This is a genomic window from Paraburkholderia hospita (assembly GCF_002902965.1).
Taxonomy (GTDB): domain Bacteria; phylum Pseudomonadota; class Gammaproteobacteria; order Burkholderiales; family Burkholderiaceae; genus Paraburkholderia; species Paraburkholderia hospita.
Map to the genome: position 1 here is coordinate 3190734 of NZ_CP026106.1, position 24299 is coordinate 3215032.

The window sequence follows — 24299 nt, forward strand, 5'->3', positions numbered from 1 at the left end:
AACAACAGGCAGTTCCCTCGCTCAGTGGAGTTCTGAAACGATGACTACGCTTCTCTTCTCTCAACCGTTGCGCCTGCGTTCGCTCGTGACGAGCGGCGCGCTGGTCTTTGCGATGCTCGCGTCGGGTGCCGCGCACGCGGCAACGACGGCCGTGATGGCCGTCGATTCGACGTTCACGACGCTCGACCCGTACGACGCCAACGACACCCTTTCGCAAGCTGTATCGAAGTCGTTCTATCAAGGGCTGTTCGGCTTCGACAAGGACATGAAGCTGGTCAACGTTCTCGCGACGAGCTACGAGGCAAGCCCCGATGCACGAGTCTACACGTTCAAGCTGCGCCAGGGCGTGAAGTTCCAGGACGGCACCGACTTCAACGCAGCAGCGGTGAAAGCGACGTTCGACCGCGTGACGGACCCGGCGAACAAGCTGAAGCGCTACAACATGTTCAGCCGCATCGAGAAGACGGAAGTGGTCGATCCGTACACGGTGAAGGTCACGCTGAAAGCGCCGTTCTCGGCGTTTATCAACGTGCTCGCGCATCCGTCCGCCGTGATGATCTCGCCCGCCGCGATGAAAAAGTATGGCAAGGACCTCGCGTTTCACCCCGTCGGCACAGGTCCGTTCGAACTCGTGAAGTGGGACCCGGCGGGCGATCTGACCGTGAAGAAGTTCGACGGTTACTGGAAGAAGGGTTATCCGAAGATCGACGAGATCGACTGGAAGCCCGTGGTCGACAACAACACGCGCGCCGCGCTCGTACGCACGGGCGAAGCGGACTTCGCGTTCCGCATTCCGTTCGAGCAGGCCGCCGCGCTGCAATCGGAATCGAAAGTCGACATCATCGCCACGCCGTCGATCATCAACCGCTACGTCAGCCTGAATACGACGAAAAAGCCGTTCGACAACCCGAAGGTGCGCGAAGCGCTGAACTACGCGATCAACAAGGAAGCGCTCGCGAAGGTCGCGTTCTCGGGTTATGCCGTGCCCGCCGACGGCGTGATTCCCGAAGGCGTCGATTACGCGACGAAGCTCGGCCCCTGGCCGTACGACCCCGCGAAAGCACGTGCGCTGCTGAAGGAAGCGGGCTATCCGAACGGCTTCGAGACGACGCTCTGGTCGGCGTACAACAACTCGACTTCGCAGAAAGCGATTCAGTTCGTGCAGCAGCAACTGGCGCAAGTGGGCGTGAAGGCGAGCGTCGAAGCGCTCGAGGCGGGCCAGCGCGTCGCGAAGGTCGAAAGCGCGCAAGATCCGGCGACGGCGCCCGTGCGCATGTACTACATCGGCTGGTCGTCGTCGACGGGTGAAGCGGACTGGGGCATCACGCCGCTGCTCGCGTCGTCGTCGATTCCGCCGAAGCTCGTGAACACCGCGTACTACAAGAACGATACCGTCGACAGCGATCTGTCGAAGGCGCTCGAAACCACGGACCGCACGCAGAAGGCCGCGCTCTATGGCGACGCGCAAAAGCGCATCTGGGCCGACGCGCCGTGGCTCTTCCTCGTCAAGGAGAAGGTCGTGTACGCGCGCAGCAAGCGGCTTGCGGGCGCGTACGTCGCGCCGGACGGCTCGTTCAACTTCGATGAAATCGCGCTGAAGTAAAGCGCTGATGACGCTGGTCTCGAAGCATGCGTTTCGAGACCAGTACGCTCGCTTCATGCAGTACATGCTTTTCGATAGCGGATCGCTCTCATGCTGAATTTTCTCGTCAAACGTCTGCTGGGCCTGCTGCCGACGCTCGTGATCGTCGCTGGCCTCGTGTTCCTGTTCGTGCACATGCTGCCCGGCGACCCGGCGCGGCTCGCAGCCGGTCCCGAAGCCGACGATGCAACCGTCGCGCTCGTGCGTGCCGATCTCGGCCTCGACAAACCAATGCCGCAGCAGTTCGTGAACTTCTTCATGCGCACCGCGCATGCCGACTTCGGCATCTCTACGCGCAGCAAGCGCCCCGTCTCCGCCGAGATCGGCGAGCGCTTCATGCCGACGCTGATGCTCACGCTCGTCAGCATGGTGTGGGCGGTGATCTTCGGCATGACGATCGGCATCGTCTCGGCCGTGTGGCGCAACAAGTGGCCCGACCGGCTCGGCATGACCATCGCCGTGTCGGGCATCTCGTTCCCCGCGTTCGCGCTCGGCATGCTGCTGATGGAAGTGTTCTCGGTGAAGCTCGGCTGGCTGCCGATCGTCGGCGATGGCTCATGGCGCAGCTACGTGCTGCCGTCCATAACGCTCGGCGCGGCTGTCGCGGCCGTGATGGCGCGCTTCACGCGGGCATCGTTCGTCGAGGTGCTGAACGAGGACTTCGTGCGCACTGCGCGCGCGAAAGGCGTCGCCGAGCAATGGGTCGTCATCAAGCACTGCCTGCGCAACGCGATGATTCCCGTCGTCACGATGATGGGCCTGCAGTTCGGTTTTCTGCTCGGCGGCTCGATCGTCGTCGAAGTGGTGTTCAACTGGCCGGGCATGGGACGCCTGCTGGTGGACGCCGTCGCGATGCGCGATTACCCCGTGATTCAGGCGGAAGTGCTGCTGTTCTCGCTGGAATTCATCGTCATCAATCTGGTCGTCGACGTGCTGTACGCCGTCATCAATCCGACCATCCGTTTCAAGTGAGGCCCGCATGAGCACGACCGCCGACAACACCCGCGCCATCTCTTCTACCCACGAAGAACCCGCGATCCGCACGCCATGGAGCGAGTTCTGGCGCAAGTTCCGCAAGCAGCATGTCGCCCTCGCGGCGGGTGTGTTCGTGTTGCTGCTCATCGTCGTATCGATTGCGGGCCCGCATATCGTTCCGTTCGACCCCGAAAACTATTTCGACTACGACGCGCTGAATGCGGGGCCATCGGCTGCGCACTGGTTCGGCGTCGATTCACTGGGCCGCGATATCTTCAGCCGCATCGTCGCGGGCACGCGCATTTCGCTTGCGGCGGGTTTCATGTCGGTGACGATCGGTGCGATTATCGGTACGTTCTTCGGCTTGCTCGCGGGCTATTACGAGGGCTGGTGGGACCGCATCACGATGCGCATCGCCGACGTGCTGTTCGCGTTCCCCGGCATCCTGCTCGCCATTGGCATCGTCGCGATTCTCGGCAACGGCATGATCAACGTGATCGCAGCCGTCGCCGTGTTCAGCATTCCGGCGTTCGCGCGGCTCGTGCGCGGCAATACGCTGATGCTCAAGCAGCTGACGTATATCGAAGCGGCGCGCAGCATCGGCGCGTCGGACTGGACCATCATCATGCGGCATATTCTGCCGGGCACGATTTCGTCGGTAGTCGTGTATCTGACGATGCGCATCGGCACGTCGATCATCACCGCGGCGAGCCTGTCGTTTCTCGGCCTGGGCGCGCAGCCGCCGACGCCCGAGTGGGGCGCGATGCTCAACGAAGCACGCGCCGATATGGTGACGGCGCCGCATATCGCGCTGTTTCCGAGCCTCGCGATCTTCCTGACCGTGCTCGCGTTCAACCTGCTCGGCGACGGCTTGCGCGATGCGCTCGATCCGAAGCTGGACCGGCCATGACTGAGCTTTCTATGCCGCGTGTCGGCGTGTTGCCGGCGGGCGCGTTGGGCACGATTGCCGATGTGCCCGGCGTGACAGTCGGACATTGCACGCTCGCTGATGGCCCGATACAGACAGGTGTGACCGTGGTCCGTGCGCATCGCGATGATCCGTATCGTCACAAGGTGCCTGCAGCTGCGAGCGTGATCAACGGATTCGGCAAGAGCATCGGACTCGTACAGGTCGAAGAACTCGGCGTGCTCGAAACGCCGATTGCGTTGACCAATACGTTCGGCGTCGCGGCCGTCGCGCAGGCACAGATTCGCGCCGCCATTGCGAGCAATCCGCAGATCGGGCGCGAGTGGTCGACCGTCAATCCGCTCGTGTTCGAATGTAACGACGGCTATCTCAACGATATTCCGGCATTGGCGATTGAAGAATCGCACTATGCGCAAGCGTTCGACACGGCAGTGGTTGAGTTCGAACGCGGCTCGGTTGGTGCGGGGCGCGGCATGTCGTGCTTCGATCTGAAAGGCGGCATCGGTTCGGCGTCGCGCGTGGCGAATGTGACGGGCAAGGATTTCACTGTCGGTGCGTTGGTGCTCGCGAACTTCGGGCGGCTGCCGATGTTGACTATCGATGGCATGCCGGTTGGACGTGAACTGCATCGACGCAAGCAGTCAGCCACGACGGCAAAACCCGAGCAAGGCTCGATCATCATGATCGTCGCCACCGATGCGCCTCTCGATTCGCGCCAACTCAAGCGCCTTTCGATGCGCGCCGCCGCAGGTCTCGCGCGCACCGGTTCGGTTTATGGACATGGCAGCGGCGATATCGCGCTCGCGTTCTCGACGGCGTGGACTGTTCCGCATGAAGGCGACTTCGTCGCAACGCCACCGCTGCTCAGCGACGCGCGCCTCGATCCGTTGTTTCAGGCATGCGCGGACAGCGTCGAACAGGCAATCCTCGATGCCCTGTGCTTAGCCACCTCGGTCACGGGGCGCGACGCACACACGCGTCTTTCGCTGCGTGAAGCGGCGCCCGATCTCGAACAACTATTGAAGCGGCACATAGCATGAAGGTACTGATCTCCGTCGATATCGAAGGCGTGGCAGGCGTTGTGAATTCGGAGCAGACGCGCGCGGGCAATGGCGAATATGAACGCGCCCGCCGCTGGATGACCCTCGAAGCGAACGCTGCTATCGAAGGCGCATTCGCGGGCGGCGCAACGGACGTCTGGGTCAACGATTCGCACGGCGGCTTTCGCAACCTGCTGCCCGACATGCTCGACGCGCGCGCGAACGTAATACTCGGCAAGCCGCGCACGCTCGGCATGATGGCGGGCCTCGAATACGGGCCGCAACTCGTGTTCATGATCGGCTATCACGCGATGGCGCAAAGTCGCGGCATTCTCGCGCATACGATCAACAGCTTTGCTTTCACCCGCGTGACGATGAATGGGCGCGAGGTGGGAGAAGCCGGGATTTATGGCGCTTTAGCTCGCGAGTATGGCGCGAGCGTCATGCTGCTTTCGGGTGACGATGTGTTCGCCGAAGAAACGCAGCCTGTGTTTCCTGATGCAACGTTCGTCGTTACGAAGAACGCGACAGGTTTTGGAAGCGGTGTGACCCAAACTCCGGAGCGTGCATGCACCGCGATCAAAGAATCAGCACGGGAAGTTGTCGCGAAGTTTGAAGGACGATCCGTTGCGCAACGTCTTAAGCCTGAACCCGTCCATATCGAATTGCGCGTGCAAACCACCGCGCTCGCCGATCTGTTTTCGCAGATGCCGTCGCTGGAACGCGTGGACGGCGTGACGTTGCGCTTTTCTACGCCTTCTGTCGAGCATGCGGTGCGCACGCTGAATTGCCTCTCGGCGATGTCGTTCATGTTGCGCTAACCTGTCTGTCCAGATCAGCGCAACCTCTTGAGTAAGCGGCAACCTCAAACGCGCCGCTTGCTCCGCCGGAACTGATCGAACAGCACCGCCAGCAGCAGAATCCCACCGCGAATCAGATACTGATAGAACGTCGGCACATTCAACAAGCTCATCGCGTCCTGCACCGAGCCCATAATCAGCACGCCGACCAGCACGCCCGAAATCGTCGCAACACCACCCGTCAGCGACACGCCGCCCAGCACGCAAGCCGAAATCACGCCGAGTTCCAGACCCACCGACGTCTTCGGATCGCCGAGACTCATCCGCGACGCGAGCATCACACCCGCGAAACCCGTCACGAGCCCTTGCAGCACAAACACCGTGATCTTGATACGCGTAACCGGCAGGCCCGCCAGCAACGCCGCTTCGCTATTGCCGCCGACAGCCAGCACGTTCTTGCCGAACACCGTCTTGCGCAGCAAAAAGCCGAACAGCACGAAGCCGACGATGTTGCTCCAGATCGGAAACGAAATACCGAGGAACGAGCCGCCGCCGAGATCGAAGAAGCTCTCTTCCGAGATCATCACCGCATCGCCGTTCGACGTGATGAACGCGAGACCGCGCACCACTTCCATCATCGCGAGCGTGACGATCAGCGAATTGATCTTGTAGCGCGCAATCAGCACGCCGTTCACCATCCCGACCGCGCCGCCTGCCAGCACGCCCGCGGCGACGCCGAGCATCACACTATGCGTCGCTGTAATCAGCGTCGATGCAACCACGCCCGAAAACGCGACAATCGACGCCACGGAAAGATCCACTTCGCCGAGCGCGAGCACGAACATCATCGTCACGGAGATCGAACCGATCAGCGTGACCGACAGCAACAGGCCCTGCATGTTGCGGGTCGTCAGAAAGTCGGGCACCGCAAACGACAGCACCGCGAACAGAATGACGAACACCATCACGATGCCCGACTTGTTGATCAGGTCCCACGTGCGCGCCGCGTGCGCGGCCGCGCCGGGCGAGGCGGCGTGATTGGCTGCCGGCTCGGTCGCCGGACGTGTGTTCGGTGTTTGCATGTTCTTCCAGTTCCGTGGTCTACGTGGTGCGTTGTTGCGCGCGCTGCATTACTGCGGCAAAGCGAGTTTGATCAGTTGATCGGGCGTGGCCTGCGCTTTCGGCAGATCGCCGACGATGCGCCCTTCCTTCATCACCAGCACGCGGTCCGCAATGCCGATCACTTCCGCCAGATCGCTCGATACGACGATCACCGTGCGTCCCGCTTCCGCGAGGTCGTACAGCAGGTCGTAGATTTCCGCGCGCGCGCCGACGTCGATGCCGCGCGTCGGTTCGTCGAGTAGAAACACGTCGATGCGTTCGGCCAGCCAGCGCGACAGGATCACCTTCTGCTGGTTGCCGCCCGACAGCGTGCCGATCACGGTTTCCGTGTTGCGTGTCTTGATCGACAGCTTGTCGATGTATTCGCGCGTCAGGTCGCGTTCACGCTTGCCGTTCAGCAGAAAGCTCAACGGGCTGAAATGCCGGCGCGCACTGATGTTCAGGTTGTCGGCCACGGAAGCAATCGCAACGATGCCTTCCTGCTTGCGATCTTCCGGGCACAGCGCAATGCCTGCGCGCACCGCGTCGCGCGGCGTTGCAAACGACACACGCTTGCCGTTCAGTTCGACATGGCCGCTTGCCGGCCGCGTCGCGCCATAGAGCAGCTTCATCAACTCGGAGCGCCCCGCGCCCACGAGCCCGAAGAAGCCGACGATCTCGCCCTTGCGCGCAGTGAAGGAGACCGGAGCGGAAAGCCCCGGCCCCATCAACTGCTTCGCTTCAAGCTGTACCTCGCCCGCCGTACGCGGACGATACCCATATACATCGCGAATCGAGCGGCCCACCATGCAACTGATGAGCCGGTCGCGATCCAGGTCCGCAACGGAATCGAACGTCTCGATCCGGCGGCCATCACGAAACACGGTGACGCGGTCGCACAGTTCGTAGACTTCGTCCATCCGGTGCGTGACGTAAATCACTGCGCGCCCCTGCGCGCGCAATGCATTGATGATCTTGAAGAGCCGTTCCGTTTCGCGCGCGGACAGTGAACTGGTCGGTTCGTCGAAGGCGATCACGCGCGCGTCGCGCATCAGCGCCTTGCCGATTTCGATCATCTGCCGCTGGCCGATCGACAGGCTCTTCACCTGCGTATTCGGATCGATCGATTCGCCCAGCCGCTCCAACTCGGTCACCGCGCGTTTGACGAGCGCTTTCTCGTCGAGCACGCCGAAGCGGTTCGGCAACTGCCCGAGCATCAGGTTCTCAGCGACCGTCAGCTCGGGCACGAGATGCAGTTCCTGATAGATGATCGCGATGCCCGCCTCGATCGCGGCCTTCGTCGTCGTGAATTTGTGTTCGACGCCGGCGAGGCGCAATGCGCCCGCCTGCGTCTGGTTCACGCCCGACAACACCTTCAGCAGCGTCGACTTGCCCGCGCCGTTCTCGCCCATCAGGCCGTGCACTTCACCGCCGCGCACGTCGAAAGACACGTTGCCGAGCGCCTTCACGCCCGGAAACGCGACGGTAATGCCGTCGAGTTCGAGATGCGTGGCGGACGCCGTCAACGGCTGTTCCGAAGGAGCAACGTAGGTGGCGTCGGTTGCATGGGTGGCGCTGGCGGCGTCATTCGCGTTCATCGTGTTTTGCATCCGTTCTACCGCATCAGATTCCGAGTTCCGTACGCACGTCCTTCCAGTTCTCGCGCGTCATCAGCTTGCCCGTGGTCTGCGTATCGGCGGGCGGCTGCTTGCCCGACTTGATCCAGTCGACGAGATTCTGCGTGCTCTGCTTGCCGTGGTTCGTCGAGCTGACGGCGATCGTGCCGTAGAAACCCGTCGGTTCCTTCTTCTGGAACTCGGCGAACGCTTCGCCCGCGCCGTTGATGCCCACGCCGATCACGTCCGCGCCGGGAATGTGCAGTTGCTCGGTGGCGCGCACGCCGCCCAGCACGCTCTCTTCGTTCAGCGCGAAGATCACCCACTTCTTGATGTTCGGATGCTTCGACAGCACGGGCGACGCTGCGTTGAAGCCGCCTTCGTCGTCGGTGGTCTTTTGCGGTGCGTCGAAGATGTTGTCCTTCTTGAAGCCGTTGGCGAGCAACGATTCCGTTGCGCCGTCGGTGCGCAGCTTGGCCGTTGGCAGCTCGTAGTCGGTGATGCGGATCGCGCCCACCTCTTCCGGCTTCCAGCCGCGCTTCTTCATTTCGTCGGTGATCGCCGTGCCAACCTGATTGCCGATCTTGAACGCCGACATGCCCAGATGCGGCACGTTCGCGAGCGGCTTGCCCGTCGAGTCGACCAGCTGATCGTCGACAGTCACGAACTTCATGTTGTAGCGCTTTGCGCGCGCCTGAATCGCCGGTCCAAGACGCACGTCGGGCGGGCAGATCACGAAGCCCTGCGCACCTTGTGCGCCGAGGTTGTCGATCGCGGCCAGCACTTTCTCGCCGTCGGGCGCGCCGATGTTCACGACCGAGAAGCCTTCCTTCTGGCCCAAAGCCGCCGCCGCTTTCTGCTCGTTGATGAACCATGCCTGCTCCGGCATTTTCACGAGCACGCCGATTTTCAGCGGCGTATCCGCGTGTGCAGTCATCTGCACGGCGAACGGCGCGGCCAACAGCGCGGCGGCCATCGCGGACAAAGTGAGGCGTCTAAGCTTGCGGGTCATGCTTGTCTCCTTGGATCAGGTCGTTGCTTGTGGTTGTTCGAATCAGCGCTTAACAGGTCTAACGGGACGACCAGGCCCGCGCATCTCTCAGGCTCTAGTCGTGAAACGGCTCGACCTCGTGACGACGGCCAAGCAGGAATGCATCGGCGACCAGCCGCAGCGGGCGCACATCCACGTCGTGCTCGCCATGCGTGATCAGCCAGTGGAACCGCTCGTACAGCGACGGATACTCGCGCTCGGGTCCGAGCTCGACCGGCTTGCCCGCGATCGCGAGCTTCTTGCCGCCTTCGCTCAGATGCAGCACGCCGTCCGTCGTCTTCACTTCGATTTCCCATTGCTCGACGGGACCATGACGCCAGTCGAATTCAGCACGCACGGGCACGCCCGCTTCGTCGATGAAATCGAGCTCGGCGGCGATAGGCGTCTGCACGTTAGCGGGCACCGAGAGCGTCGCCTCGCGCAGAATGACTTCGCGCGGCAGCATGTGCGTGATGATCGACAGCGCGTTGATGCCCGGATCGAACACGCCGAGTCCACCCGGCGTCCAGATCCACGCCTGGCCCGGATGCCAGCGGCGTACGTCTTCCTTCCAGCGCACCTGCACTTCCTGCAGCGTGCGCGAGGCGAGCCATTCACGCGCTGTTTCGACAGCGGGCGCGTAACGCGAATGCCATGTGGCGAACAGCGTGCGGCCCGCGTTGCGTGCCATCGCGCGCAATACGTCCACTTCATGCACGCTCGCGCCGGGCGGCTTTTCGAGCATCACGTGCTTGCCGGCTGCGAGCGCAACGCGCGCCTGGTCGAAGCGCACCTGAGGCGTCGCGCACAGCGACACGGCGTCGAGTTGCGGCTCATTGGCCAGCATCTCTTCGATGGTCTTGTAGTTGCGCACGCCGTCGACCTGCGCATTGCGGCTCGCGCACGCAACGAGTTCGAAGCCGTCGAGCGCGGCGATAGCGGGAAGATGCTGGTCGCGCGCAATCTTGCCGACGCCGACGATGCCAATGGAAAGTCTGTTGTTCATATAGTGAGCTTCGAGGGACTAACGGATTGTTAGCGGCCTCAGCGTAACGCAAGCGTATTCAACACGCGTGCGAGTTCGCATGAATCGACGCGTGCGGCATTCGACATCGAGTCGACCTGCAGAGCGAGTCGCACATCGTGGGATTTGAAGAAGCGTTTGCCCGACATTGCCACTATTTGAGACTCCTCATTTTCATCACGCTGCCGACTAGCCTTTCAACATGCCGCCGACGAATTAGCCAAACTATATTCGCGGAGTCGAACCGTTGTGATTGGTGTTTTCCCCCATGCACAACACCAAAAAGTCATTCTATTTATCAAGTTCAGCAACACGTACGAAGTATTACAGCGCACTACGTACCCGCTATTTAAGACATTCTGCCGACAATAGACTTTTCAAAAGTTTGCTTGTAAGCCCTAATGGACATCGACGCGAGCCACGCATATAGTCTTACTATATTTGAACAATACTGGACGAGACACCATGACCGACCAACCCCGCAAACTGCGCTCCGCCGCCTGGTTCGGCACCGCCGACAAGAACGGCTTCATGTACCGCAGCTGGATGAAGAATCAGGGCATCCCCGATCACGAATTCGCTGGCAAGCCGATCATCGGCATCTGCAATACGTGGTCCGAACTCACGCCGTGCAATGCGCACTTTCGCAAGCTCGCCGAACACGTGAAGCGCGGCGTGTATGAAGCGGGTGGTTTCCCCGTCGAGTTTCCGGTGTTCTCGAATGGCGAGTCGAACCTGCGGCCCACGGCCATGTTCACGCGCAATCTCGCGAGCATGGATGTCGAGGAATCGATTCGCGGCAATCCCATCGACGCCGTCGTGCTGCTCGCCGGCTGCGACAAGACCACGCCCGCGTTGCTGATGGGCGCAGCCAGTTGCGATGTGCCCGCGATCATGGTGAGCGGCGGGCCGATGCTCAACGGCAAGCATGAAGGGCGCGACATCGGCTCGGGCACGGTCGTGTGGCAACTCAGCGAACAGGTGAAGGCGGGCAAGATCTCGATTCACGAGTTCATGTCGGCGGAAGCGGGCATGTCGCGCTCGGCGGGCACCTGCAACACGATGGGCACGGCGTCGACGATGGCCTGCATGGCGGAAGCGCTCGGCGTCACGCTGCCGCACAACGCGGCGATTCCCGCCGTCGATTCGCGCCGCTATGTGCTCGCGCATCTGTCGGGCATGCGTATCGTCGAGATGGCGTTGCAGGACGTGCGGCTGTCGAAGCTGCTCACGCGCGAGGCCTTCGAGAACGCGATCCGCGCGAATGCGGCGATCGGCGGTTCGACCAATGCGGCGATCCACCTGAAGGCGATTGCGGGCCGCATCGGCGTGACGCTCGAACTGGACGACTGGACGCGTATCGGACGCGGCACGCCGACGCTGGTCGATCTCCAGCCTTCAGGCCGTTTCCTGATGGAAGAGTTTTACTATGCGGGCGGCTTGCCCGCCGTGCTGCGCAGGCTCGGCGAAGCGGGTCTGCTGCCGCATCCCGATGCGCTGACCGCGAACGGCAAGACGCTGTGGGAAAACAGCATCGACGCGCCGATCTACAACGACGAAGTGATCCGGCCGCTAGAGAAGCCGTTGCGCGAAGACGGCGGCCTGTGCGTGCTGCGTGGCAATCTCGCGCCCAATGGCGCGGTGCTCAAGCCGTCGGCGGCCACGCCTGCGCTATTGAAGCATCGCGGCCGCGCCGTGGTGTTCGAGAACTTCGACGACTACAAGAAGCGCATCGTCGATCCCGAACTCGACGTGACGGCGGACTCCGTGCTCGTGATGAAGAACTGCGGACCGAAGGGTTACCCCGGCATGGCGGAAGTCGGCAACATGGGCCTGCCGCCGAAGCTGCTCGCGCAAGGCGTGACGGACATGGTGCGCGTGTCGGATGCGCGCATGAGCGGCACTGCGTATGGCACGGTGGTTTTGCACGTGGCGCCCGAAGCGCGTGCGGGCGGGCCGCTCGCTGTGGTGCGCGACGGCGACTGGATCGAGCTGGATTGCGACGTGGGCCGTCTACATGTCGATATCGACGAGAAGGAAATGACCGCGCGTCTCGCCGAATGGAAGGAGTCGCAGCAACGCAATCCCGCCGATGCGAGCGGCTATCGCAACCTCTATATCGACCATGTGCTGCAGGCCGATCAGGGCTGCGATTTCGACTTTCTGGTGGGTTGTCGCGGCGCGGAAGTGCCGGCGCATTCGCATTGAACACGCCGCGCTACGCAGCGTAGCGAATCAGCTCAGGCTGTGCGCGGCGATGCCGAGAATCGTATCGGCATCGACGCGCGCGTTTTCGAGCTGCACGAGGCTCGCCTGACGCGCGGCCAATGCATCGCGATTCTGGATCGCGGTGAGGATCGCCTTATGGCGCGGCAGCGATAACGCGTGCGTGTCGGGATGGCGGCTCGTCAGCTTGATCGATTCCGACAAAGCCAGCGACATCATGTTGCCGATATACGCGAGCATGTCGTTGTGCGTCGCAGCCATGATCGCGCGGTGAAATTCGAGGTCCGGCTCAAGCAGATCGCCGGCGCTTTGCGCGTGCTCCATGCGGTCGTACGCGGAGCCGATCCGCACCAGATCTTCGTCCGTGGCCGCCGTTGCGGCGAGCGCGGCCGCAGCCGGTTCGATGATGCGGCGCACCGTCATCAGCGACAGAAAGAACTCACCTTCGGGAATGCTGTTGAGCGTCCAGTAGAGCACGTCGGGATCGAGCATGTGCCACTCTTCGCGCGGCCGCACGACGCTGCCCACGCGCGGCTTCGAAACGACCAGCCCTTTGGCGACCAGCACGCGCGTCGCTTCGCGCAGCACGGGACGGCTCACGCCGTATTTTTCGCACAGCGTCGCTTCGGCGGGCAGGCGTTCGCCTGGCGCCAGCCTGCCGCTTACGATCTCGATGCCGAGTTCCTGCACGATCCGCGCATGCAGGCTTTTGCGTTTCTGAAGATGCCGGTAGTCCATGATGTATTTGTTGTGGCCGTGCGAATGCGGATAGCTGTACCGTTCCCGTTGCGGGCTGTGCAAGCATAGCATGGGGCGCACGCCCCGCCTTCCGCTTTGACGCAGCACGACGCGCTGCCATTATCGCGCGGGCCTGATGTCGTCATGCGTGCGCTGCGCCGCGTTGGGTTCGTTTTTTGCTTGATCGTTTGTGGACGGGCTGCTTTACTCAAAGGCAGCCCGGAAAACCCGTGCATTCAACTCGACATGGACCACGGCAATGAAGCTCAAACCGCTACTTCTGCTGGTCGCATGCGTGGCGGCGGCGAACGTCGGAACGGCCGCTACACGCGACGAGCAGACCAAGGCCTGCAAGCACGACGCGATCAAGTTCTGCGCGATCCATATCCCCAACAAGGAGAAGATCGAAGCGTGCATGAAGCAGCACTACGACAAGCTGTCGCCGAAATGCCAGGCGATGTTCGACCCGCCTGACAATGACAGCGACAGCCAGTCGTCGAGCTAGCCGCGCTTATCAACGTGCTCAGCCGGCTCTGACGAGCGGCACGGTCACTTCGACCCGGCCCGTTTCGAGACCGGCCGTGTTGCGGGTGGCGCGCAAACGGAAACCATCGAGTGCGCGATGCGCAGCGTCGTCGCCGATGCCGAGCTTGGTGAGCAATTCAGCGACGATCGCATAGAGGATCGTCGAGTTGCCGTCTTCCACTTTCACCGCGATGCCGAGCGCGCCCTTCGCGCCGAGCTTCGCCGTCTGCGCCGACGCGCGCACGCCGATCGCATAGCTCGCGTCCGCGCCGACCTTGCCGACCAGCGCGCCTTCGAATGCGCCCATCAACGCGGTGCAGAACCGCCCTTCGCCCGCGACCATCTCCGGATAGCCCGTCATTGCACGGAAGATCTGCGCGAGCGCCGCGTCTCTTTTCGAATCTGTCGACACATGCCCGTCGGCGGCCCGCGCGAGCTTCATGTAAAGACGCGCAAGACGATCGAGCGGGAACGCGGGCGTCGGCAGATTGCAGCCGTCCACAGCCCACTGCACGCCGTCGTCGGGCAGATCGCAGGCGTCGGCAACCGTGCGCTTCACGAGCCGCTGCAACGGATGTTCCGGCAGATGGTAGTCGGCGAGCGCCGCGCCGATCGCCCGCGCGCCCGCCAGCATGCCCGCGTGCTTACCCGAACAGTTGCTGCACACGGCGCCCGGAATGAAGTCGCGCTTGATCCATTCGCGGTAGACGGCATCCGAAATGGGCGGATGGCCGCCGCAACGCAAATCGGCTTCCGTCGCCTGCGACTTTGCGAGCATGTGGCGCGCGCGTTCGATGTGTCGATCTTCGCTGCTGTGCGAGCCGCACATCAGCGCGAGGTCCGCGCCGTCGAAACCAAAGCGCTCGAGCGCGCCCGACTCGACGACGGCGAGCGCCTGCGCCGGCTTCGCTGCCGATCGCACCAGCGTGAAGCGCGACGGGTCGCCGTACGAATACAGCAGCGCTCCTTCTGTATCTACGACGGCCACATGCGCGATATGCGTGTTCTCGACGATATCGCCGCGATAGACGGTTGCAGCAACGGACATCCCGGTCTCCTTATATGTTCGGTTCGGTCTGCGCAACGGCAGAGCATGCCGCCGGATTCTACAACCCTGCCAGGCGCGATACGTGCGTGTCGAGTACATTGGATTCACCCGGCGCCCGGCTGCATCGGGCCGGGTTCATCCGACCGGGTTTATCCGAATCAGGCCGCGCAAGCGGAATCGATCGTAAAGCCATTACGACAGGAGAAAAGAAATGCACATCGCCAGGAAACTGATCGTCCTCCTCGCCTCGGCCTCGCTGGGCATCGGCGCGGCTGCTCCGGCATTTGCGCAAAACGACGCGTCGTCAGGCACGGGCGCGGCGGGCCTGGCCGCCTCCGCCGCGAAGCCGACCAAGCAGCAGAAAAAGCAGGCCCGCAAGGAAGCGCGCGCGAAGAAGAACGCCGAGTTGAAAAAGCTCGAAGACGCGGGCTACCAGCCTGGCCGCGCGAACGACCCGAACTACCCGCAGGATTTGCAAGACGCGCAGAAAAAGGCAGGTATTGGCACGGGCGCGAGCCAATAAACATCGTTTGATTGAGTCAGCCGCACGCGGCGTTGTCTGCGTGCGGCCGTGCCGGTTCTCGCAGTGTCGATAGTCGCTGTTATTCCTTTTCCGCCAGTCCTCCCTAAGCGCTCACTTTCTGTCCGGCCGCCGCCGTTTCAGCGTCCTGTTCCACGAACGCCTGACGCTATGTGATACTTTCCAGCGCTTGTCCATACAACGAATTGCATCGCTACAACCTGGGCATAGCTGTGCAGTCGCACATTCCGGCTACAACTAAAGACGCCAACGCTTTCTCCAGTCAAAAATGCCGAATCCATCACACGAGCCTGCCCGCCGCGCAGAAAAATTGACCGCTGTCGGCGCTGTCGATCAGATCAGTTTTCGCCGCATCATTCGCCGCAATATCGCGCTGCCGCTCGCGCTCGGGGTCGTCACGATGGCGCTGTTCGTCGCGCTGATCGCCTATCTCGTCAATACGATGAGCTGGGTCGAGCATTCGGAGCGCGTGATCGGCAACGCGAATGAAATGCTACGGCTTGCCGTCGATCGCGAGTCCGCATTGCGCGGCTTCCTGATTACGGACGACGAGACTTTCCTCGCGCCGTATCAGCTCGGTCAGCCGCGTTTCGAAACCGAGATCAACACGCTGATGCAACTGGTGTCCGACAATCCTTCCCAGGTCGAACAGCTCAAACGCATTCGCGGCGTGCAGCAGCGCTGGGACCAGTTCGCGCAGGAGATGATCGATCTACGCCGGCGTAACCTCGACTACACCGACCAGGTGAAGAGTGGACGCGGAAAAATCGAATTCGACGAAACCCGGCGGCTCTTCGGCCAGTTTCTCGCTGTCGAGGAAGCGCTGCGTCAACAGCGCTCCAGCGACGCGCGCAGCGTCACCTTCGTTCTGGTGGGCGTCTTTCTGCTTTTCAGCCTGTCGATCAGCGGCTTCATCGCCTATCGCGGACGGCGCGATCTGGTGAATCTGTCCGAGTCGTACGGCGGCGTGCTCGCGCGCCAGGCCGAGCACACTGAAGTCTTGCAGCAGCAGGTATGGCTGCGCTCCGGGCAGCGGCTGCTCGCGGAGAAGATCGTCGGCCAGTCGAGTTCGCCTCTCGTCGGCCGCGCGATCCTCGACTTTCTCGCCGAATATCTCGACGTCGTGGTCGCGGCAATGTACGTGCGCGACCGCGCGACCAGCAGCCTCAAACGCATCGCCACCTACGGCTTCAGCCAAGAAAGCGAACAGGCGACGCGCACATTCCGCGAAGCCGAAAGCCTGATCGGCCAGGCGGCCGTGTCGCGCCGCACGCTCGTGTTGCACGACGTCCCCGACGACTACGTGAAAGTCGTCTCCGGCACGGGCATGAGCCCGCCGCGCAATCTCGTCGTGCTGCCTATCGAAAACGACGGCATCGTGAACGGCGTCGTCGAACTCGGCTTCATGCGCAACATCGCGCCGCGCGATCACGAGTTTCTGCAACTGATCGCGAACAGCATGGGCGACTCCATCGAGGCCGCACTGTATCGCGAGCGCCTGCAGGATGCGCTCGCCGAAACGCAGCAGTTGAATGAAGAGCTTCAGGTGCAGCAGGAAGAATTGCGCGTGTCGAACGAAGGGCTCGAAGAACGCGGTCGCGCGCTCGTCGAATCGCAATCGCGGCTCGAAGCGCAGCAGGCGGAACTCGAGCAGACCAACGTGCAGCTCGAAGACTACGCGAAGCGCCTGGAGCGCCAGAAGGCCGATCTGCTCGAAGCGCAGGACGAACTCGCCGCGAACGCCGCGCGGCTGGAGCAGTCGAGCCGCTACAAGTCCGAGTTCCTTGCGAACATGTCGCACGAACTGCGCACGCCGTTGAACAGCTCGCTGATTCTCGCGCGTCTGTTGCAGGAGAACCGCACGGGCAATCTGTCGGAAGAACAGGTGCGCTACGCGGAAACGATTCACGCGTCGAATAGCGACTTGCTGGTGCTGATCAACGACATTCTCGATCTGTCGAAAGTGGAAGCCGGGCAGATCACAATCGACAGCGTAACGGTGCCCGTCGACTCGATGCTGCAATCGCTGCGCGAAATGTTCGAGCCGATGGCGGCGGCGAAGCATTTGCAGTTCTCGGTCGAACGCGCGCCCGGCGTGCCCGAGACGTTCGTCACCGACGGCCAGCGTGTCACGCAGATTCTGCGTAATCTGCTGTCGAACGCATTGAAGTTCACCGAGCACGGCGAAGTCGCGCTGACGGTCGCCGCCGGCGACTCGGACACGCTGCGCTTCGACGTGCGCGACACGGGTATCGGCATCGCCGCCGACAAGCTCGAACTGATCTTCGAAGCCTTCCAGCAGGCGGACGGCTCGACGAGCCGCCACTACGGCGGCAGCGGCCTCGGCCTGTCGATCTCGCGCGAATTCGCGCGGCTGCTGGGCGGCCGCGTGAGCGTCGCGAGCGAACCCGGCAAGGGCAGCGTGTTCACGCTATGGCTGCCGCTGCAAGGCCCTGCCGATGCGGAGGCCCGCGCGACGCAGGTAGCCGAGCCACTGACGCTGCCCGTGCGCAGCAAGCCCGCGCCGTCGCCCGTGGCCAAAGCCGCGTCTGTGTCGGCGCCCGTGCAGGCGGGCAACGCGCAGCCGACTATCGGCGACGACCGCGACAACCTGCGCCACGAAGACCGCCTGATTCTCGCGATCGAAGACGATCTCGTCTTTGCCGAGATCCTGCGCGATCTCACGCACGAACTCGAATTCGATTTCGTCCATGCCAGCGATGCGACGACAGGCCTCACGCTCGTGCGCGACATGCAGCCGACGGCTGTGCTGCTCGACGTCGGCCTGCCCGACCGCTCGGGGCTGACGGTGCTCGAATGGCTGAAGAACGATCCCACCACGCGTCACATTCCGATTCACATCGTCTCCGCCACCGATCACGCTGAAAAGGCGCTGCATCTAGGCGCGGTCGGCTACACGCTGAAGCCCACTGCGCGCACCACGCTCGAAGCCGCGATCCGGCGGCTGGAGTCGCGCCTGCAGCAGCGCATGAAGCGCGTGCTGGTGATCGAGGACGATGCGGCAATGCGCGAGAGCATCCGCGCGCTGCTGCGGAGCGACACCACGGAAATCGTCGCCGTCGCGACGCTCGCGGGCGCGCTGGAGCAATTGTCCACAACGCTGTTCGATTGCGTCGTGACCGACCTCGCGCTGCCCGACGGCACCGGCTACGATCTGCTCGAACAGCTCGCCGCCGACGTCACGCATCAGGCGATGCCCGTCATCGTCTACACGGGCCGCATGCTGTCGGGCGACGAGGAGCACCGGCTGCGCCGCTACTCGAAATCGATCATCATCAAAGGCGCGAAATCGCCGGAACGTCTGCTCGATGAAGTGACGCTGTTCCTGCATAGCGTCGAGTCGTCGCTCGCGCCCGAGCAGCAGCGCATGCTGCGCACCGTGCGCCAGCGCGACAACCAGTTCGAAGGGCGCACCATCCTGCTCGCGGAAGACGACGTGCGCAATATCTTCGCGCTGTCGCATGTGCTCGAGCCGCTTGGCGCGAAGCTCGAAATTGCGCGCAACGGGCGCGAAGCGCTCGAAGCGCTGAACAGCGGACGCGAGGTGGACCTCGTGCTGATGGACATCATGATGCCGGAGATGGATGGCCTGACGGCGATCGCACACATCCGCCGCGACGAGCGCTTCGCGCATCTGCCCATCGTCGCGCTGACGGCGAAAGCAATGGCGCAAGACCGCATGCGCTGCCTCGAAGCGGGCGCCGACGACTACATCTCGAAGCCCATCGACGTCGACAAGCTGATCTCGCTTTGCCGCGTCTGGCTGCGGCAACGCTAGGCGCGAGGAACCGTCAGCCATGAGCCGTATCTCGTACGACGATTCGCCGCAACGCATGCACGATTTCGATATCGAGCTGAAGCTGCTGCTGGAAGCGATCTATCTGAAGTACCAGCACGACTTCCGTCACTACTCGATGTCGTCGCTGCGGCGGCGTCTCGTGCAGGCGCTCGAAGAGTTCGGCGTGACGACGCTCTCGCAGTTGCAGGACAGGATCATGCGCAACGAGGCGGACTTCGTGCGGCTCTTTCACTACCTGACGGTGCAGGTCAGCGACATGTTCCGCGACCCGGGCTACTTTCTCGCGCTGCGCAACCATGTGCTGCCCGTGCTGCAAACGTATCCGTCGATCAAGGTGTGGGTGGCCGGCTGCAGCACAGGCGAGGAACTGTGGTCGCTGAAGATCCTGTTCGACGAAGCGGGTCTCACCGAGCGCACGCTCTTCTACGCAACCGACATCAACCCCGACGCGCTCGCGCGGGCCGAAGCGGGCATATATGCACTCGACCGGATCGCGGGCTTCACGCGCAACTATCTGGCCGCGGGCGGCAAGCGCTCGCTCGCCGATTACTATCATGCGGCGTATAGCGGCGCGCGCTTCTCCGGCCCGCTAAAGGAGCGCGTAGTGTTCGCGGACCACAGCCTGTCGACCGATGAAGTGTTTCTCGAAGCGCATCTCGTGTCGTGCCGCAATGTTCTGATCTATTTCGATCGCGGCCTGCAGGACCGCGCGCTGGGGCTGTTCAAGGACACGCTGGTGCGGCGCGGCTTTCTCGGCCTCGGCAGCAAGGAAAGCCTGCGCTTTTCGACGCAGTACGATGCATTTGAAGAATTTCGCGAGCGCGAGCGGATCTATCAGAAACGCTAGACTGCCCGTGCCCTCCAACATCGAACGAATGATCGATCGACGCGTATGAACACACCTCGCCGACCTTCTCCACTGGGCGCAACCGCGCCGGTGGATACGCGCGCGTTCGAGGCGGTGGCGATCGGCGCGTCGGCGGGTGGCATCGACGCGCTGAACGTGCTGTTGCCCGCGCTGCCTGCGTCGTTCGGGCTCGCGGTGCTGATCGTCTCGCACGTGCCCGCCGATTCACCGAGCCGTCTGGCCGAAACGCTCGGCTATCGCTGCGCGCTGCCCGTCGTCGAGCCGGATGCGGGCGAGCCGCTGCTGCCGGGCCGCGTGCATCTCGCGCCGCCCGGCTATCACATGCTGATCGACGACGACCGCACGGTCGCGCTGTCGATCGATTCGACGGTGCGCTATTCGCGGCCGTCCATCGACGTGTTGTTCGAATCCGCCGCGCACGTGTACCGCGAGCGGTTGCTCGGCATCCTGCTGTCGGGCGCGAACGACGACGGCGCGCACGGCCTCGAAGTGATCCGCGCGATGGGCGGCCTCGCGTGGGTGCAGGACCCGCAAACGGCTGTCTCCGCGACGATGCCGCGCGCGGCCATCGCGCGCGGCGCCGTCGACGAAGTGCTTTCTCCAACCCTGATGGCCCGGCGGCTCGCCGGTTTGCCGCCTCACACTAGAACGATGACATGAGGAACTCACCCGTCAACATTCTGATCGTCGACGATATCGCGCATAACATCACGGCGCTCGAAGCGCTGCTGGCGCGTCCGGGGATCGAACTGCTGGTCGCGAACTCGGGCACGGCCGCGCTCGACCTGCTGCTCAAGCATGAAGCCGCGCTCGCGATCCTCGACGTCAACATGCCCGGCATGAACGGCTTCGAGCTTGCGTCGCTGATGCGCGGCAGCCCGCGCACGTCGCACGTGCCTATCATCTTTCTGACGGCCACGGCGGAAGACGCGTCGCGCACGTTTCGCGGCTACGAAGCGGGCGCCGTCGATTTTCTGCACAAGCCGTTCGACCCGCGCATCCTGCAATCGAAGGTCGATGTGTTCGTGCAGCTGGAGCAGCACAAGCGGCAACTCGCCGATCAGCTGCTGACCACGCGCCAGCTGCTCGAAGCGAACGAAATGCTGATGGCCGTGCTCGGCCACGATCTGCGCACGCCGCTCGGCACGGTGCTGGCGTCGGCGGAATTTCTAGTGCGCAACGCCTCCGACGAGCAATCGGCAACTGTCGCGGGCCGCATCAGGAACAGCACGATGCGCATGTCGCGGATGGTGCATCAGTTGCTCAATCTCGCGCGCCTGCAAGGCGGCCGCATGCAATTGCAGCCGCGTGCGAGCGATCTGGCGGCGCTGTGCCGCGGCGTGATCGAAGAGTTCGCGACGCACGAGCGCGCCGGCCAGATCGTGTTCACTTCGCGCGGCAATACGACGGGCACATGGGACACCGACCTGCTGTGGCAGGCCATTTCAAATCTGATCAGCAACGCGTTGCATCACGGCGAGCACGACAGCCCGATCACGGTCGACCTCAATGCCGACGAGCCGAACCGGCTGCGACTGACGGTCAGCAATCGCGGCGCGATTCCGCCCGCGATGCTGCCACATCTGTTCGAAGCTTTCGGCTCGAACGGAGCAGGCGAGCGCTCGCGCGAAGGGCTCGGCCTCGGGCTGCACATCGTGGACAAGATCGTGCACATGCATGGCGGCAAGGTGACGGGCAAATCGGACGAGATCGTCGGCACTGTATTTACGGTCGAACTGCCGCGCACCGCGCAAAGCTGGGTGCTCTGACACGGCGCGACGGCCGGCAGGCCGCGCGCCTGAAATACTTCGTAAGAGATGCGCCGGCGGCGCGTGCGCCTTGCGCGGCATGGGCAAGCGTCCGCGCCCCGTTTCGTGCGCCGCACTGGCGTGTGCGGCTGTCAGCCGATGTAATAACGGCTTGCAATCAAACCGCACTACAATGCTTGCCGTCCGATGCCCGTTGTTCGCCTCTTCATCATGTCCAGCCGCCCTTCCCGTATTGCTCTCGCGTTGACCCTGCCCGTGCTTGCCGCGCTCGGCGCGTGCTCGACGCCGCCCAAGGCGAAGCTGCAGGAAGACTTCGTCAGCAGCGGCGCAAGTCCGTACACGCGCACGTTTCAGGTGACGAGCACGGAAGCCTGCGAAGGCGCGCGCCGCGCGCTCTTGAGCCAGGGCTACATGACGACGCTGGTGCGCCCCGATACCGTCGACGCCAGCAAGAACTTCCAGCCCGCCAGCGACTCGCACTTCACCGTCGAATTCCATATCGTCTGCACGGCGGGTGACGACGCGACCAACAGCAGCATCGTCTATGCGAACGCGGTGCAGAGCGGCTACGCGCTCAAGAAGAGCGATACGTCGGCGAGCGTCGGGTTGAGCGTGCTCGGCTCACTGTCGCTGCCGATTCGCCAGAACAGCGACGCGATGGTGAAGATTTCCAGCGAAACGATCCAGTCGGGCAAGTTCTACGACGGCTTCTTCAATCTGATCAGCCACTATCTGGCGAACGTGGTGCGCAGCATGCCTGTGCCCGGCAATACCGTCGACGCGACGCCGCTGCCCATGCCCGCTCCCGCGCCGGCGCTGGTCGTCACGCCGATGTCGTCCACGCCCGGCGGCAACGCGGCGCCTGTCATCATGCCCGCGCCTTCGAAGGAACAGACCACGCCGGTTGCAGCGGCAGCGACGCCAGTTGCTTCGGCAACGCCTGTCTCCGCGACGACGCACGCGCACGAAGCCGCCGCCGCTTCACCCGATAACACGCCTGCGATCATCGAATCGCCGGCTTCGGGTGCGGCGGCTTTGGCGCAGTGAAATCACGCGGCCGTGTCCGCCGGCCCCCACCCTGGGATGTTCAGGTAATAGCGGGTCGAGCGACCGGCACCGACCTTGCACAGTAGCCCCATGTCCTCGAGTTCGATCAGTTCACGCGACGCTGTGGCCCGCGAGGTGCCGCCGACGCTCTCGTACTTTCTGGTGCTCATGCCTCCTTCGAAGCCGTTGGGACCGGCATCGAGCAGAAGGTTGACGACTTTGCGCTGTCGAGGCGTAAGTACCTTGTCCTGATGGTTCATCCAGAAAATGGCTTTAGCGAGCGTGGCGTCCACGACACTGGACGCTTCTTCGCAGGACACTCGCACCTGTTCCACGAACCACAGCACCCACTCGGTCACGTCCAGTTCGCCATGCTGGGCGCGCTCGAGCTGCGCATAGTAGTCGCGTCGCTTGTCGAGCAAGCGCTGTGAGGTACGAATCAGGCGGCTGACTTCACCGCTGTCGCGCGCCAGCACGAGGTCGATAAGCACTCGACCAATGCGGCCATTCCCGTCCTCAAAGGGGTGAATCGTCTCGAACCACAGATGAGCGAGTGCCGCCTTGACCAGATTGTCGTGCTCGGTCGTTGCGTTGAACCAGTCCAGGAACTTCTGCATTTCGGCCGGAACGTCCGCCGATGACGGAGCCTCGTAATGGACCTTTTCGCGTCCGACGCTCCCGCTGACGATTTGCATCGGCTCGGCTTGCTCGCGGTAGGCCCCGACAAGAAGTTTGGTCATGCCTGAGTAGCCGGTCGGGAAGAGCGCCGCCTGCCAGGCGCACAAGTGCTCGTGTGTGAGTGGCGCCTGCCTTTGCCGCACAGCGTCATCCATGATGTCGAGCAGCCCTTCGACGCTTCGGGGCGCGATGGGGCCATCCTGATTCCCGACACCTAGTCGCCGTGCCACGGACGACCGCACGGCGGTGAGGTCAATGCGTTCGCCCTCGATGGCTGCCGTCGCGACTGCATCCTGGCTCCAGGCCTCGGCGGCCAGTTCAAGGCGCTGCTCGAAGCCAAGGCCCGACAGCTGGCCTTCAACGACGCCCTGAGCTCTGCGCGCGCGGGCCACCACGCCGCCGACGCGAACAGCGTCGTAGTGCATGCCTGGCCACGTGGCGGTCTGCCAGATGAGAGATGAGGTTGATGACATGGTGCCGGATGAGCGTTGAGGCGATTGTGGGCTCTAATCGACTCGAATTGTGAGTCGAAAATAGTGTAGCCCACTTTGAGGCGATTGAGCGTCTAATCGACTCAAATCATGAGTTGATACTCACTTGCCCTGCCGACTGAAGCCGCGTGCAGGGCCTGCCTCTCCGCAACTTGATCGACAGCTTTGCCATTCACGCGGCAATTTTATTTTCACCCCGCACTCAAGATTTCAGCCATTTTGCCGACCGCGAACGATTATCTGTTTTAAATCACCGATCGGTAAAAACGTTCTGAGCAAAGACGACCGAAGCATCGATACAAATCAAATAGTCGAAAATATTTTCCCGCTTGGGCTTTGCCTGCACTTCAGCACAGCGTCGATCCAGCCGTTACTACCTTCACGGAATTAAC

Annotated in this window: 20 protein-coding genes; 13 read left to right on the forward strand and 7 right to left on the reverse strand. The window is 62.9% G+C overall.

Annotation, left to right across the window (positions count from 1 at the left end; translation table 11 throughout):
• Positions 1–40 precede the first annotated feature (40 nt).
• From gsiB to C2L64_RS32790, 5 genes are all read left to right on the forward strand, one after another.
• Positions 41–1603: a glutathione ABC transporter substrate-binding protein GsiB gene (gene gsiB, locus C2L64_RS32770; RefSeq protein WP_007582787.1), complete on the forward strand. Its 1563-nt coding sequence runs from the start codon at positions 41–43 to the stop codon at positions 1601–1603.
• Positions 1604–1693: 90 nt separating this feature from the next.
• On the forward strand, positions 1694–2614 hold the full coding sequence (gsiC, locus tag C2L64_RS32775; RefSeq protein ID WP_007582789.1) for a glutathione ABC transporter permease GsiC: 921 nt from the start codon (positions 1694–1696) through the stop codon (positions 2612–2614).
• A gap of 7 nt (positions 2615–2621) precedes the next feature.
• Positions 2622–3527 (forward strand): glutathione ABC transporter permease GsiD, encoded by a 906-nt coding sequence (gene gsiD, locus C2L64_RS32780; RefSeq protein ID WP_007582791.1) that lies wholly within the window; start codon positions 2622–2624, stop codon positions 3525–3527.
• On the forward strand, positions 3524–4585 hold the full coding sequence (locus tag C2L64_RS32785; RefSeq protein ID WP_039900665.1) for a DmpA family aminopeptidase: 1062 nt from the start codon (positions 3524–3526) through the stop codon (positions 4583–4585). Before gsiD ends, C2L64_RS32785 begins: the two co-directional genes overlap by 4 nt.
• Positions 4582–5406, forward strand: coding sequence for a M55 family metallopeptidase (locus tag C2L64_RS32790; protein WP_007582795.1), 825 nt, complete (start codon positions 4582–4584; stop codon positions 5404–5406). The genes C2L64_RS32785 and C2L64_RS32790 overlap by 4 nt, the downstream gene beginning before the upstream one ends.
• 44 nt (positions 5407–5450) lie before the next feature.
• Here C2L64_RS32790 and araH read toward each other — a convergent pair whose 3' ends face one another.
• The 4 genes from araH to C2L64_RS32810 form a co-directional block, all read right to left on the reverse strand.
• Positions 5451–6467: an L-arabinose ABC transporter permease AraH gene (gene araH / locus C2L64_RS32795; RefSeq protein ID WP_007582797.1), complete on the reverse strand. Its 1017-nt coding sequence runs from the start codon at positions 6465–6467 to the stop codon at positions 5451–5453.
• A gap of 48 nt (positions 6468–6515) precedes the next feature.
• On the reverse strand, positions 6516–8084 hold the full coding sequence (araG, locus tag C2L64_RS32800; protein ID WP_100216008.1) for an L-arabinose ABC transporter ATP-binding protein AraG: 1569 nt from the start codon (positions 8082–8084) through the stop codon (positions 6516–6518).
• 25 nt (positions 8085–8109) lie between these two features.
• Positions 8110–9114 carry an arabinose ABC transporter substrate-binding protein gene (locus C2L64_RS32805; RefSeq protein WP_007582801.1) on the reverse strand — a complete coding sequence of 335 codons (1005 nt, stop codon included), beginning with the start codon at positions 9112–9114 and terminating at the stop codon, positions 8110–8112.
• Positions 9115–9208: 94 nt separating this feature from the next.
• Positions 9209–10138, reverse strand: a complete 930-nt coding sequence (locus C2L64_RS32810; RefSeq protein ID WP_007582804.1) for a Gfo/Idh/MocA family protein — start codon at positions 10136–10138, stop codon at positions 9209–9211.
• A 483-nt stretch (positions 10139–10621) separates the two neighbouring features.
• Here C2L64_RS32810 and C2L64_RS32815 point away from each other — a divergent pair, with 483 nt between their 5' ends.
• The gene (locus C2L64_RS32815; protein WP_007582806.1) at positions 10622–12364 is read left to right on the forward strand and encodes an IlvD/Edd family dehydratase; all 1743 of its coding nucleotides are present in this window, start codon (positions 10622–10624) and stop codon (positions 12362–12364) included.
• A gap of 27 nt (positions 12365–12391) precedes the next feature.
• On the opposite strand, the gene C2L64_RS32820 is transcribed toward C2L64_RS32815, so the two are convergent.
• The gene (locus tag C2L64_RS32820) at positions 12392–13120 is read right to left on the reverse strand and encodes a FadR/GntR family transcriptional regulator (RefSeq protein ID WP_035538213.1); all 729 of its coding nucleotides are present in this window, start codon (positions 13118–13120) and stop codon (positions 12392–12394) included.
• Positions 13121–13379: 259 nt separating this feature from the next.
• Between C2L64_RS32820 and C2L64_RS32825 the strand changes: the two genes are divergently transcribed.
• Entirely contained in the window at positions 13380–13625 is a 246-nt protein-coding gene (locus C2L64_RS32825) for a hypothetical protein (protein WP_007582808.1), read from the forward strand.
• 18 nt (positions 13626–13643) lie between these two features.
• On the opposite strand, the gene C2L64_RS32830 is transcribed toward C2L64_RS32825, so the two are convergent.
• Entirely contained in the window at positions 13644–14693 is a 1050-nt protein-coding gene (locus C2L64_RS32830) for an asparaginase (protein WP_007582809.1), read from the reverse strand.
• A 211-nt stretch (positions 14694–14904) separates the two neighbouring features.
• Here C2L64_RS32830 and C2L64_RS32835 point away from each other — a divergent pair, with 211 nt between their 5' ends.
• The 6 genes from C2L64_RS32835 to C2L64_RS32860 all read left to right on the forward strand — a co-directional run bounded on the left by C2L64_RS32835 (position 14905) and on the right by C2L64_RS32860 (position 22738).
• Positions 14905–15216 carry a DUF4148 domain-containing protein gene (locus C2L64_RS32835; protein ID WP_007582810.1) on the forward strand — a complete coding sequence of 104 codons (312 nt, stop codon included), beginning with the start codon at positions 14905–14907 and terminating at the stop codon, positions 15214–15216.
• Positions 15217–15544: 328 nt separating this feature from the next.
• The gene (locus tag C2L64_RS32840) at positions 15545–19033 is read left to right on the forward strand and encodes a response regulator (RefSeq protein ID WP_007582811.1); all 3489 of its coding nucleotides are present in this window, start codon (positions 15545–15547) and stop codon (positions 19031–19033) included.
• A gap of 19 nt (positions 19034–19052) precedes the next feature.
• Positions 19053–19901, forward strand: coding sequence for a CheR family methyltransferase (locus C2L64_RS32845; protein ID WP_007582812.1), 849 nt, complete (start codon positions 19053–19055; stop codon positions 19899–19901).
• 45 nt (positions 19902–19946) lie between these two features.
• Positions 19947–20582 (forward strand): chemotaxis protein CheB, encoded by a 636-nt coding sequence (locus C2L64_RS32850; protein ID WP_039900667.1) that lies wholly within the window; start codon positions 19947–19949, stop codon positions 20580–20582.
• Positions 20579–21691 carry a hybrid sensor histidine kinase/response regulator gene (locus C2L64_RS32855; RefSeq protein WP_007582814.1) on the forward strand — a complete coding sequence of 371 codons (1113 nt, stop codon included), beginning with the start codon at positions 20579–20581 and terminating at the stop codon, positions 21689–21691. The genes C2L64_RS32850 and C2L64_RS32855 overlap by 4 nt, the downstream gene beginning before the upstream one ends.
• 210 nt (positions 21692–21901) lie before the next feature.
• Positions 21902–22738: a DUF2242 domain-containing protein gene (locus C2L64_RS32860; RefSeq protein WP_039900685.1), complete on the forward strand. Its 837-nt coding sequence runs from the start codon at positions 21902–21904 to the stop codon at positions 22736–22738.
• A 2-nt stretch (positions 22739–22740) separates the two neighbouring features.
• Here C2L64_RS32860 and C2L64_RS32865 read toward each other — a convergent pair whose 3' ends face one another.
• Positions 22741–23841 carry a Fic family protein gene (locus C2L64_RS32865; protein ID WP_007582816.1) on the reverse strand — a complete coding sequence of 367 codons (1101 nt, stop codon included), beginning with the start codon at positions 23839–23841 and terminating at the stop codon, positions 22741–22743.
• Positions 23842–24299 lie beyond the last annotated feature (458 nt).